The sequence below is a fragment of the Mycolicibacterium hippocampi genome (genome assembly GCF_010723735.1).
Taxonomy (GTDB): Bacteria; Actinomycetota; Actinomycetes; order Mycobacteriales; family Mycobacteriaceae; genus Mycobacterium; species Mycobacterium hippocampi.
In genome coordinates this window covers 980,470-993,103 of record NZ_BLLB01000002.1, presented here as the reverse complement: position 1 = coordinate 993,103, position 12,634 = coordinate 980,470, and the positions used below count along the sequence as shown (strand labels likewise).

General features: G+C 66.6%; 10 protein-coding genes. 8 read left to right on the top strand and 2 right to left on the bottom strand.

Annotated elements, in window-relative coordinates:
* Positions 1–25 precede the first annotated feature (25 nt).
* Positions 26–1,477: a flavin-containing monooxygenase gene (locus G6N53_RS05860; protein ID WP_163887637.1), complete on the bottom strand. Its 1,452-nt coding sequence runs from the start codon at positions 1,475–1,477 to the stop codon at positions 26–28.
* 146 nt (positions 1,478–1,623) lie between these two features.
* The gene (locus G6N53_RS05855; RefSeq protein WP_163887636.1) at positions 1,624–3,177 is read right to left on the bottom strand and encodes an acyl-CoA synthetase; all 1,554 of its coding nucleotides are present in this window, start codon (positions 3,175–3,177) and stop codon (positions 1,624–1,626) included.
* Positions 3,178–3,340: 163 nt separating this feature from the next.
* Here G6N53_RS05855 and G6N53_RS05850 point away from each other — a divergent pair, with 163 nt between their 5' ends.
* From G6N53_RS05850 to G6N53_RS05815, 8 genes are all read left to right on the top strand, one after another.
* A complete protein-coding gene (locus G6N53_RS05850) occupies positions 3,341–3,844 on the top strand; it encodes a MaoC family dehydratase (RefSeq protein ID WP_163887635.1) in 504 nt (167 codons plus the stop codon).
* Positions 3,845–4,002: 158 nt separating this feature from the next.
* On the top strand, positions 4,003–4,815 hold the full coding sequence (locus G6N53_RS05845; protein ID WP_237166429.1) for an enoyl-CoA hydratase/isomerase family protein: 813 nt from the start codon (positions 4,003–4,005) through the stop codon (positions 4,813–4,815).
* A gap of 3 nt (positions 4,816–4,818) precedes the next feature.
* Positions 4,819–5,199 carry an enoyl-CoA hydratase/isomerase family protein gene (locus G6N53_RS05840; RefSeq protein WP_205390305.1) on the top strand — a complete coding sequence of 127 codons (381 nt, stop codon included), beginning with the start codon at positions 4,819–4,821 and terminating at the stop codon, positions 5,197–5,199.
* Positions 5,127–5,495, top strand: a complete 369-nt coding sequence (locus G6N53_RS05835; protein ID WP_163887634.1) for an enoyl-CoA hydratase/isomerase family protein — start codon at positions 5,127–5,129, stop codon at positions 5,493–5,495. Before G6N53_RS05840 ends, G6N53_RS05835 begins: the two co-directional genes overlap by 73 nt.
* 169 nt (positions 5,496–5,664) lie before the next feature.
* A complete protein-coding gene (locus G6N53_RS05830; protein ID WP_163887633.1) occupies positions 5,665–7,266 on the top strand; it encodes an acyl-CoA carboxylase subunit beta in 1,602 nt (533 codons plus the stop codon).
* 5 nt (positions 7,267–7,271) lie between these two features.
* On the top strand, positions 7,272–9,287 hold the full coding sequence (locus G6N53_RS05825; RefSeq protein ID WP_205390304.1) for an acetyl/propionyl/methylcrotonyl-CoA carboxylase subunit alpha: 2,016 nt from the start codon (positions 7,272–7,274) through the stop codon (positions 9,285–9,287).
* Positions 9,288–9,345: 58 nt separating this feature from the next.
* Positions 9,346–10,500, top strand: coding sequence for an acyl-CoA dehydrogenase family protein (locus G6N53_RS05820; RefSeq protein WP_163887631.1), 1,155 nt, complete (start codon positions 9,346–9,348; stop codon positions 10,498–10,500).
* Between the two features lie 126 nt (positions 10,501–10,626).
* Positions 10,627–12,183 (top strand): acyl-CoA synthetase, encoded by a 1,557-nt coding sequence (locus G6N53_RS05815; protein WP_163887630.1) that lies wholly within the window; start codon positions 10,627–10,629, stop codon positions 12,181–12,183.
* Positions 12,184–12,634: the final 451 nt, after the last annotated feature.

The window sequence follows — 12,634 nt, the reverse complement described above, 5'->3', positions numbered from 1 at the left end:
CGATCTCCACGTGCGAACGCGGACCTCATCGGACGTCGAAATCTGCCAGCTCAGGGGTACGCAATAGTTCGCTGTGGCGCTCGGGTGTCCACGGGAACAATTCCGGAAGCCCGTCTTTGCCGAGGTACCAACTGTTGCAACCGGTCACCCAGATCGTCTGCGGCATTGCTGATTTCATGCTGTCGTTGTACTCCTTGGTGGCCAGCTCTGTGGGCGCGGCAGAGACGATGCTGCCCGCACGGATCCGGTTGATCCACCACATCACATAATCGGCCTGGTCCTCGGCTATCGGTACCAGCGACTGGTTCCCGATCGGCGAATGCGGGCCCATCAGCATGAACAAGTTCGGGAATCCGGGAACCGCCACGGACCGGTACGCCGTGGGACCATCTGCCCACGCCTCGTCCAGGGTGACCGCATGCTCGCCAATCACCGTCAGCGGACGCACGTAGGCCCGGGCGTCGAAGCCCGTGGCATAGACCAGCACGTCAAGTTCGTGCAACACACCGTCGGCAGTGACGACGCCGAGAGGCTCGATGTGGTCGATTGCCTCGGACACCACCTCTACACCGGGTTGCTGGACAGCACGGTAGAAGCCCCACGCGATGATTTGTCGTTTGCACATCGGCTGGTAATTCGGGGTGAGTCTCGCGCGCAACTGTGGGTCGCGCACCGAAAGGCGCAGGTTCCATCGACATAACGTCTGGACCAGGCGGCGGTGAACTCCAGGACGGATCGGCGCGCGACCGAACAGGTGCCGGACCACCAAGCCCCAGAACCGATAGCTCAGGCGGTTGAGGACCGGCCAACGCGTCAGAGCTGCGCGGATCACCGGTGAATAACGCGGATTGGGCAGCGGAAAGACCCACTGCGCAGTGCGCTGGAAGGTCGTCAACCGATCGACCTTGCCGCCGAGTGCGGCAATGATCTGTATGCCTGTTGAGCCCGTCCCGATGAGCCCGATCCGCTTGTCGGCCAATGAAACCGAGTGGTCCCATCTGGAGGAGTGAAACACCGGCCCGGCAAAATCGGCTTCCCCGGGAATGTCCGGACAGCGTGGCACCCGCAGCACGCCGGTCGCGGTGACGAGCACGTCGAATGTCTCTTCGCCGTGGGTGGAGGTGAGCAGCCAGCGCCCGTCGTCGTACCGCGCAGAGAGGACCTCGGTGCCGAACTTGATGTGCCCCTGAATGCCCCGTTCATCGGCGACCTGCTGAAAGTAGGCCCGAATCTCGGGGCCCGGCGGCAGCAAGTGGGACCAGTTCGGGTTGGGCCGAAACGAGTAGGAGTAGTACCGCGACGGGATGTCGCACGTCAGCCCCGGATAGGTATTGTCGCGCCAGGTGCCCCCGACTTCCTCGGCTTTCTCGAAAATGGTGTACGAGTCGATGCCGGCGTCCTGGAGCTTGACCGCCATGCACAACCCAGACATGCCCGCACCGATGATTGCGACTTTCACCGGCCGTTGTTCGGTCATCTTGACCACCCAATCCGTAGTCCCACTTGCGCTACGCCCGGCCGATCACCGTGGCGACGCGACGCTGAGTGCGCCGACGGGTCCCTGTCCGGGGACATGACCCGAGGGCAGTGGGGCCGAACTCGGCGGGGCTCGCGCACAAGCACCTATCGACCTCCGACAGTGCTGGGGCGATCTCCGCCGAAGCGTTCGCGGAGTTCGCGTTTCAGTACCTTTCCAGCCCCCGAGAGTGGAAGCGCACCGACGAACGAGACCGTACGGGGCGCCTTGTATCCCGCGATCTGGGTCTTGCAGAAAACCCGCAACTCCTCGGCTGTCACCGAAGAACCCTCGGCCAAGACGACGACCGCGTGAACGCGTTCGCCCCAAGTCTCGTCCGGGACGCCGATGACCGCGCACGCCGACACCGCGGGGTGCCGGCAAAGAGCGTTCTCGACCTCAGTCGAGTAGACGTTCTCGCCACCCGAAATGATCATGTCCTTGATGCGGTCGACGAGGAACACATAACCTCGCTCGTCCATGTAACCGGCATCGCCGGTATGCATCCACCCATTCCGCAGCGCGTTCGCGGTCTCGTCAGGCTTATTCCAGTAACCGAGCATCACGTTGCCGCCGCGCGCGACGATCTCACCGGTATGTCCCGGCGGCAGCTCTCGATCGTCGGCGTCGAAGATCTTGACTTCGGCACAGGGCGCCGCGCGGCCTGCCGAACGCAGCAATTCCGGATGATCGTGGTCCTCCGGGCGCAGGACCGTCGCCAGCGGGGACAGCTCTGTCATTCCATAACCTTGCATGAACCGCGCCGCGCCCATGGTCTTCATCGCCCGCGACAGCACCGCCTCAGGGATCGGCGACGCGCCGTACATCACGGTTTGGAGGCTGGAAAGGTCGTATTCTCCAACGGTCGGGTGGTCGATGACCATCTGCAGCATGGTCGGGATCAGCAGCGCGTCGGTGACCTGCTGGCGTTCGATGGTTTCCAGGATCGCAGTCGGATCGAACGTCGAGAGCATCACGTGGGTTCCGCCAAGGGTGGTCTGCCCCGCCCAGGCGGCCAAGTCCGCGAGATGGAACAGCGGCGCGACGTGAAGCAGCCGGCCCTCCGGACTGAGAAAGCTCCCTACGCTGAGCATTCCCAGCACCGACGTCATCAGGTTGGCGTGGCTGAGCATCACGCCCTTGGGTAGACCCGTGGTGCCGCCGGTATAGAACACACCGGCCAATTGATCGCCAGAGCGCCGCACGTCATCGATGACTTCACCGCTGGCGACGAGTTCCTCATAGGAACACATCCCCTCCGGCGTAGGGCCGTTTCCGCAGTGAACGACGGTGTGCAGGCCGGGATACGACGCCCGAAGCGCCGGTACAGCCGGACTGAAGGCGTCATCGACGAAGAGGACGTCGGTTTGGGAGTCACGTAGGGCGTAGTCGATCTCCGCGGGGCTCCACCGGATGTTGATCGGGTTGAGTACCGCGTCCGCCCAAGGCACCGCCAGCAGGTATTCGTGATATCGGTCGGAGTTGAGCGCAAGCATGCCGACCCGGTCTCCCCGGTTCACCCCGAGCTGTCGTAACGCGTGCGCCAACTTTGCGATTCGCTGCGCGGACCGTTCATAGGTCCGTGTCCGGTCCCCGTCGATGGTGGCAAGGCGGTCGGGATGGTGCTGCAACGCCCTGTGTAAGCCCTGAGTGAGATACACAGCGTCCTCCTCATTGCTGGCGTGCGGGCCTGCAATCACACACCCATGGCGCCGGCGCCCGTTAGTTATCGGGTATTAACCTTACCGGCGTCGCCGGCAGGAGACAGTTGGTTTAGATCATCCCGATCCTTTGTAGTGTCAGCGCCTCGACGAAAGGCCTCTCATGAACTCAGCCCACCTGTCCAGCGCCGAGGTCGAACCACTGGTTCGCGGCAGGACTTGGGAAGAAATGCCGGCAGGTTTTCGCTTCAAGACCGCCAAGCGCACCGTCACGGAATCCGACCTCACGACGTTCGTCAACCTCGGCGGGTTCAACGAGCCGTTGTTCTACGATGCGTCGCACGCCGCCGCCGGCGGGTACCAAGGTCGGTTGGTCCCCGGCGCTCTGATCTACTGCATTGCGGAAGGGTTGATCGTGCAGTCCAACTTCCTCAACGGCACCGGCCTGGCCTTCATGCACATGGAACTGTGGGTCAAGCGACCGGTGTACGTCGGTGACACCCTCCTCGCCATCTGCACCGTCACGGAGTCGCGCCCGTCGAGCAAGCCGGGTCGGGGCGTCGTCACCGCGACGGTCAGCGTCCGCAACCAGCGCGACGAAGAGGTGCTGGTGTTCACCCCGGTTCGGCTGATCCGCGGCGCGGACTTCATCGAGGCCGACAATTGAGACCGTCTCCACCGCCGCACCGTGATCCGACCACGGCCGGTCCAAGGTTCGTTACCATTTCGAGGGCGCGATGAGAGAAGCCTCGGAGTCCTCGTCGGTGGCCGCTGCTCCCCGCCCGACGCGGAGTAACCCTTCTTGACGATGCAAAGGAACACTCGATGATGAGCTACGACGACTTTCCCAGCCTGCGCTTCGAACCGGCCGCTGACGGAGTTCTGCACATCGTGCTGGACGCCCCCGGATTGAACTCCGTCAATCCCCAGATGCACCGCGACCTCGCCGACATGTGGCCCGCCATCGACAAGGACGACAACGTCCGTGCCGTGCTGGTCCGCGGCGAGGGCAAGGCCTTCTCGTCGGGCGGCAACTTCGACCTGCTCGACGACATGATCAACAGCTACCCCAGCCGCGTCCGAATCATGCGCGAGGCACGCGACCTGGTGATGAATATGGTGAGCTTCAGCAAGCCGGTGGTCTCCGCGGTGCGCGGGCCCGCGGTGGGCGCCGGTCTGGTCGTCGCGATCCTGGCCGACATCTCCGTCGTCGGGCGCACCGCCAAGATCATCGACGGCCACACCCGTCTCGGGGTCGCCGCCGGTGACCACGCCGCCATCTGCTGGCCGCTGATGGCGGGTATGGCAAAGGCCAAGTACTACCTGCTCACCTGCGAGACGTTGCTCGGCGAGGAAGCCGAACGCATCGGCCTGGTGTCCAAGTGCGTCGACGACGACGACGTCCTCACCGAGGCGACCCGGATCGCGACCAGCCTCGCCGCCGGCGCACCAACGGCGATCCGCTGGACCAAACACAGCCTCAACCAGTGGTTCCGGGTGTTCGGGCCGTCATTCGAGACGTCCCTCGGGTTGGAGTTCATCGGCTTCGGCGGTCCGGAGGTCCGGGAAGGCCTCGCCGCGCACCGCGAGAAGCGTGCACCCGACTTCACCAACCTGGGCGCGACCACGGCTGAGTGACCCGTGACCACCAGGATCGCCACCCGCGTCGTGGACGCGGTGGCCTGGGTCGAACTCGATGGCGCCGACCGACTCAACGTCATCGGCACCCAGACCTACACCGATCTCGCCGACGCCATCCGCACCCTGGAGTCGCAGGGGTCGGTGCGCGCGGTGGTCATACACGGGGCAGGCCGGGCGTTCTGCGCGGGCGCCGACATCGAAGAGATCCGAGCCTTCGGTAGCCGTGACGATTTCGCGGACTTCATCCATGGCTTCACCGACGCCCTCGACGTCAGGCCCGGCTCGGTCTGCCCGAGGCCAAACTCGGCGTGCTCCCTGGCGGAGGTGGTACGCAGCGGTTGCCGCGGCTCATCCCCGTCGGGGTGGCCACCGAGATGCTGATGCTGGGCACCGTCATCGACGGCGAGCGGGCCCACAGCCTGGGGCTGGTGAACCGGCTTAGCGGCGTCGGCACGCTGCTCGAGACGGCAGGTGCCATCGGAGAGCAATTGGCCACCGGCGCAGCACAAGTCGCGTCGACCACCAAGTCCCTGCTGCTGCAGACGGCCAACTTGTCGACGTCCGACGGTATCGAACACGAGCGCGACGCGGTGGTGGACCTCTTCGCCACTCCGGACGGCCGGGAGGGTTTCGGCGCCTTCACCGAGCGACGCCCCCCGACTTTCGGCGGAAGATGACGGAAATGGCCCCACCTCGCGCTGTTCCGGCTGAGTCTCCTGGGCGCCCCTGCGGTGACCGTACGGGCGGGAAGGCATGACCTGCCGCGCCGACCCCGTTGTCATCGGATGTTAGTAGCGGCTAACGTAACGTGTCAGCGATCGACGTCGATGTCACCTGGAGGAAAAGTTGGTTGACGTCCTGCCCGACCGGGTCGACACTCGCGCACCGGTATACCTCGAGAATCGCGAGGGACTTATCGCGCAGCTCTACACGATCGCCGAACAGCTGGCGCTGGCCAACGCGGGCGGCGGCGAGAAGTACGTCGCCCGGCACCGTAGCCGCGGAAAGATGCTGGCCCGCGAGCGTGTCGAGCTGCTGCTCGACCCCGACACGGCCTTCCTGGAATTGTGTCCGTTCGCGGCGTGGGGCACGAAGTTTCCGGTGGGCGGCAGCGTTGTGGTCGGCATCGGCATCGTCGAAGGCGTCGAGTCGATGATCATCGCGCACGACCCGACGGTGCGCGGCGGAGCCTCGAACCCCTACACCTTCCGCAAGGTGTTCCGGGGCATGGCGGTTGCCCGCGAGAACCGGCTGCCAATCATCAACGTCGTCGAGTCGGGCGGGGCGGACCTGCCCACGCAGGCCGAGATCTTCGTGCCCGGGGGCCAACTGTTCCACGACCTCACCCAGCACAGCGCGCTGGGGCTGCCGACCCTCGCGCTGGTATTCGGTAACTCGACGGCAGGCGGCGCGTACATCCCCGGCATGTGTGATTACGTGGTGATGGTCCGCAACCGGTCCAAGGTCTTTCTCGGCGGTCCGCCGCTGGTGAAGATGGCGACCGGCGAAGTGTCCGACGACGAGTCGCTCGGCGGCGCCGACATGCACGCCCGCACCTCCGGGCTGGCCGACTACATGGCCGAGGACGAGCAGGACGCCATCAGGATCGGGCGGCGCATCATGGCCAGACTGAACTGGCGCAAGCTCGGGCCGGGCCCGACACAGTCACCGACCCCCCCGCTGCGAGACCCCGACCAGCTCCTCGGGATCGCTTCGGTGGACCCCAAGGTTCCCTTCGACCCACGTGATGTCATCGCCCGCATCGTGGACGGATCGGCCTTCGACGAGTTCAAGCCGCTATACGGCACCTCGCTGGTCACCGGTTGGGCCTCGATCCACGGATACCCGGTAGGGATCCTGGCCAATGCGCGCGGAATCCTGTTCAGCGAGGAGGCGGAGAAGGCCGCCCAGTTCATCCAGCTGGCGAACCAGATCGACACGCCGCTGGTGTTTCTGCAGAACACCACCGGCTACATGGTCGGCGCGGAGTACGAGCAAGGTGGCATCATCAAGGACGGCGCGAAAATGATCAACGCCGTCTCCAACAGCACCGTCCCGCACCTGACGATTGTGATGGGCGCGTCCTACGGTGCGGGCAACTACGGGATGTGCGGGCGGTCCTACTCTCCCCGGTTCCTGTTCACCTGGCCCAACTCCCGTTCGGCCGTCATGGGCCCGGCCCAGCTCGCGGGCGTGCTGTCGATCGTGGCCCGGGAGTCGGCCGCCGACCGGGGCCTTCCATTCGACGAGGAGGCCGACGCCCAGATGCGCGCTGCCGTCGAGAACCAGATCGAGCGTGAGTCGTTGGCGCTGGCCAACAGCGGCAGGCTCTACGACGACGGGATCATCGACCCACGCGACACCCGTACCGTTCTCGGGTTCTGCCTGTCCGTGGTCCACAACAACGAGATCCGTGGCCAGCGTGGCTACGGCGTGTTCCGGATGTGATGGCGATGCCCGTGATCAAGAAGCTGCTGGTGGCCAACCGGGGAGAGATCGCCCGGCGCGTGTTTCGCACCTGTCGCGAACTCGGCATCGCCACCGTCGCCGTGTACTCCGACGCCGACGCCGACGCCTGGCACGTCGACGACGCCGACGAGGCCGTCCGGCTGCCGGGTTCCTCGCCGGCGGAGACCTACCTCGACGGTGACCGGGTGATCGCCGCCGCCCTGCTCACCGGCGCCGACGCCGTGCACCCCGGCTACGGCTTCATGTCGGAGAACGCCGGCTTCGCGCGGGCCTGCGCCGACGCTGGGCTCGTGTTCGTCGGCCCGCCGCCGGATGCCATCGACGCGATGGGCTCCAAGCTGACGGCCAAGGCGATGATGGCCGACGCGGGGGTCCCGATCCTCCCGGGCGGCGACGCCACCGGCCTGGACCCCGAGAAGCTGCGCAAGCTCGGCGCCGAAATCGGCTACCCCCTGCTGGTCAAGGCGAGCGCGGGTGGCGGCGGGCGCGGCATGCGGGTTGTCGAGTCGGCCGACGACCTCGACGAGGCCGTGGCCTCGGCGTCGCGCGAGGCGATGTCGGCGTTCTCGGACGGCACGGTGTTCCTCGAGCGGTACGTGCAGCGCCCCCGCCACGTTGAGATCCAGGTGATGGCCGACATGCACGGCACGGTTGTCTCGCTGTTCGAGCGGGAGTGCTCGGTGCAGCGCCGCCACCAGAAGGTCATCGAGGAGGCGCCCTCCCCCGTCGTCGACGACGACCTGCGCGCGCGGATGGGCGCGGCGGCGGTCGCGGCGGCACAGGCCGTGGGTTACGTCGGTGCCGGAACCGTCGAGTTCGTGCTCGACGCGAACGGCGGCGATAACGACGGGACGTTCGCCTTCCTGGAGATGAACACCCGGCTGCAGGTCGAGCACCCGGTCACCGAACTCGTCACCGGGCTCGACCTCGTGCGCCTGCAGTTGCTGGTGGCGATGGGCCGGCCACTGCCCGCCGAGGTGAGCGAGCCGCGGATCACCGGCCACGCGGTCGAGGCCCGGCTCTACGCCGAGGACCCCACGAAGGGATACCTGCCGCAGACCGGGACGCTGCGCACGATGCAGATCCCCGACCACGTCGGGGTCCGGGTGGACTCCGGCGTGCGCGACGGCTCGGTGGTCAGCCACCACTACGACGCCATGCTCGCCAAGGTGATCGCCTGGGCGCCCACCCGGGCCGAGGCGCTCGGCACGCTGTCCGCCGCGCTCGCCGGCGCCCGGATCCACGGACTCACCACCAACCGGGATCTGCTGGTTCGCGTTCTGCGCCACGACGAGTTCGCCGGACGCGGCACCGACACCGGGTTCCTCGACCGCCACGACATGGCCGACCTCGGCGGGCCCCTCATCGACGGCGACGGCGAGCGCATGCACGCCATCGCGGCCACACTCGCCCAGGTCGCGGCGCGGCGCGCCGCGGCCCCCGTCCAGCCGACACTGCCTGCCGGGTGGCGCAACAACCTGTCCCAACTGCAGTCCACCGGATGGGCGACTGCTGACGGCCGCGAGCGGCGGGTCGGCTATGCGCTGCTCCGCGACGGCGTCGAGGTGGAAGTCGACGGCAAGCCGGTCGAGGACGTCAACCTACTCGTGCAGCGGCCCGACCGGGTGGCCCTGGAGACCCGCGGGATACGGCGCGGCTACGACGTCGTCCTCGACGGCGACATCGCCTATGTCGACAGCCCGGCCGGGTCCACTGCGTTCACCCAGGTACCGCGGTTCCTGGACCCCAGCACGCTCAAGCCGGCGGGCTCACTGACGGCGCCCATGCCGGGTTCGGTGATCCGGCTGCCCGTCGCCGCGGGCGACATCGTGACGGCCGGGCAGGCCTTGGTCGTGGTGGAGGCGATGAAGATGGAACACACCATCGCCAGCCCGATCGACGGGATCGTCGCCGAACTCTCGGTCGAGGTGGGTCAGCAGGTGTCCACCGGCGATGCCCTCGCGGTGGTCGGAGCGGCCGACAGTGCAGACGAGGATTGAGCACCACCCGACCTGTCACCGGCCCCGGTGGCGGGTGACTTCGAAGTAGGAGAGCGGTATGGAACTGCACGAGACCGAGGAACGGCGAGCTCTTCGCAAGGCCGTGTCCGAGATCGCCAAGGACTTCGGGCACGACTACTACGTGGCCAAGTCGCTCGGCGGGGAGAAGAGTTCGGAACTCTGGCAGGCCGTGGGCAAGCAGGGGTTCCTCGGGGTCAACATCACCGAGCAGTACGGCGGCGGCGGCGGCGGCATCTACGACATGCAGATCGTCGGTGAGGAACTGGCCGCGGCCGGCTGCCCGCTGCTGATGACGGTGGTCTCCCCCACCATCTGCGGCACGATCATCCAGGCTTTCGGCAGCGACGAGCTCAAGGCGCGCTGGCTGCCGGGCATCGCCAGCGGCGAGATCATCATGGCGTTCGCGATCACCGAGCCGGATGCGGGCTCGAACTCGCACAACATCTCCACCCACGCCAAGCGCGTCGGCGGGGATTGGATACTCAACGGCACCAAGTACTACATTTCCGGCGTCGACGAGGCGGAGGCCATCCTGGTCGTCACCCGCACCGCGACCGACGACCGCGGACGCGGACGGCTGAGCCTGCTCGTGGTCCCGACCGACGCGCCCGGGCTGACCAAGACCCTCATCCCGGTGCAGGCGGTGACACCTGAAAAGCAGTTCACGCTGTTCTTCGACGACGTGCGGGTGCCGGCCGAGAACCTGATCGGCGCGGAAAACGACGGTTTGCGTCAGGTATTCATGGGCCTCAACCCCGAACGCATCATGGGCGCCGCCCTGGGAAACGGCATCGGCCGCTACGCGCTGGACAAGGCCTCTGCCTACGCGCGCGAGCGCAAGGTCTGGGACGTGCCGATCGGAGCCCACCAGGGCCTGTCCCACCCACTCGCGCACGCTAAAATCCAGCTGGAACTGGCCCGACTGATGACCCAACGGGCGGCCTCACTGCACGACGCCGGAGACCCCGCCTCGGGCGAGGCATCGAACATGGCCAAATACGCTGCGGCCGAGGCCGGCATCCTGGCCCTCGACCAGGCGATCCAAACCCACGGCGGCAACGGGATGGCCACCGAGTACGGGCTGGCCACTCTCTGGGGCCCGGCACGGCTGATGCGCACCGCGCCGATCAGCCGCGAGATGATCCTCAACTACGTGGCACAGCACAGCCTCAACCTGCCCCGCTCATACTGAGCATCCTTCATCCGTTCGTGTCCGCTTCGGTCTACAAGACGGACGGTGGTGATCGGTCGCCCGCCGGGGCCGGGTCCTGCCTTACCGAGCATTTGTCAACCAAAACTGCCGAGGAGGCAAATCAACATGGATCGCGGTATCGGTCAGTGGGTCACCAAACGGGCCTTCCTCAACGGGCAGCGCACGGCGTTCGTCTGCGGTGACACCAGCTTCACGTACTCCGACTTCGATCGGCGCACCAACCAGGTCGCTTCGAACCTGTTGCGTCTCGGCGTCCGCAAGGGGGACCGGGTGGCCATACTGCTGGTGAACTCGGTCGAGTTCATGGAGGTCCTCCTCGGCTGCGCGAAGATCGGCGCCATCACCATCCCGATCAACGTCCGACTCGCAGGCCCGGAGATCGGCTACATCCTCGCCGACGCCGGCGCCGACGTATTCGTGTTCCACGAGCCGCTAGCAGCGGCGGCGGTCAGCGCGCTGGCCGAGCCGGGGGTCCGGGTCCGCCACACGATCCGCGCCGGGGGCGCCCCGGCCGACGGCGAGATCGCCTACCCAGACCTGCTCTCCGACGGTGCGCCCGCGCCACTCGACAGCGACGTCGAGGGCCGCGACGCCGCGTTCATCATGTACACCTCGGGCACCACCGGCCGCCCGAAGGGCGCCATCCTCACCCACGACAACCTACTGTGGAACGCCATCAACGTGCTGGGCGCCGAACAAGGCCTGACCGGCAGTGACGTGACTGTCGCAGTCGCCCCTATGTTCCACATCGGCGGGCTCGGGGTACATACGTTGCCGTTGCTCTACGTCGGCGGGACCAGCGTGATCCTGCCGTCGTTCGACCCGGTGGGCACGCTCAAGGCGATGGCCGAAAGCCGTGCCACCGTCCAGTTCATGGTGCCGGCGATGTGGTCAGCGCTGACTCAGGTGCCCGACTTCGACTCCTACGACCTCTCCGCGCTGCGTCTGGCCATGGGCGGCGGCGCGCCGATGCCGCTGACCGTCATCGACTTCATGCAGCAACGCGGCGTCCCCTTCACCGAGGGATTCGGGATGACCGAGACTGCACCCATGGTCTCGGTCTTGGATGCCGCCAACATCACGACGCGGGCCGGATCAATCGGCCGGGTCGCCACGCACGTCGATGCCCGCATCGTGGACGCCGACGACCGGGACGTCCCGGTCGACACCGTCGGCGAACTCCTGGTGCGCGGACCCAACGTGTTCGTCGGGTACTGGATGAAGCCGGCGACCACCGCCGAGGCATTCAGGGGCGGCTGGTTCCACACCGGCGACCTCGGCCGGATCGACGCCGACGGCTACATCACGCTGGTCGACCGCAAGAAGGACATGATCATCTCGGGCGGGGAGAATGTCTACCCGATCGAGGTCGAGCAGGTGCTGTTCCGCCACCCCGGTGTGCTCGACGCGGCGGTAGTCGGCGGTCCCGACGACAAGTGGGGTGAACGCGTCGTCGCCGTGGTGGTGGCCGACCCCGCCGCCGAACAGGAACCCGGCGCCGACGAACTGATCGCCTGGTGCCGCGAGCGGCTGGCGCATTTCAAGTGTCCGCGCGAAGTGCACCTCATTGCCGAGCTCCCCCGCAACGCCACCGGCAAGCTCCTCAAGACCGAGCTGCGCAAGCGATTCACCGGCGTCGAGGGCGGTGTCGTCCAGCGCTGAGGCACGACACCGGAGGCGGAGCGCGGGTTTGGGAAGTGTTGTCGCGACGAGTAGCCACGGTCACCGCTGCAAATAGCTGAAGATGTTATTTGTCGCTAACGTTTAGAGGCGCAGGTTGGGACTTGTCGGCCGAGACAACCGGGAGGTATACGACATCCGGCAAGTGTTGCGGGTGGGTCTTGCCATGCGCTCGCCTGTCACCTTGCGCGATAGGTGCTTGAGCGTCCCTGACCTGACGCCGATGAGCTTCGGCGAAAGGGGTGCTTCAGTGTCGTACGCGGCGGCCGACGACTCCACCCGATCAGCCTTCCCGCAGTAGAGCCCCGTGGCAGCGTCGAAACATGAATCGGACTCGGACCACGAGGCCCGAGACATCTGGATCGCCGTCGGTCACCACACCCATCCGTCCGAGATTATCGGTGTTACTACGCTGCGAGGAGTACCGCGGTCG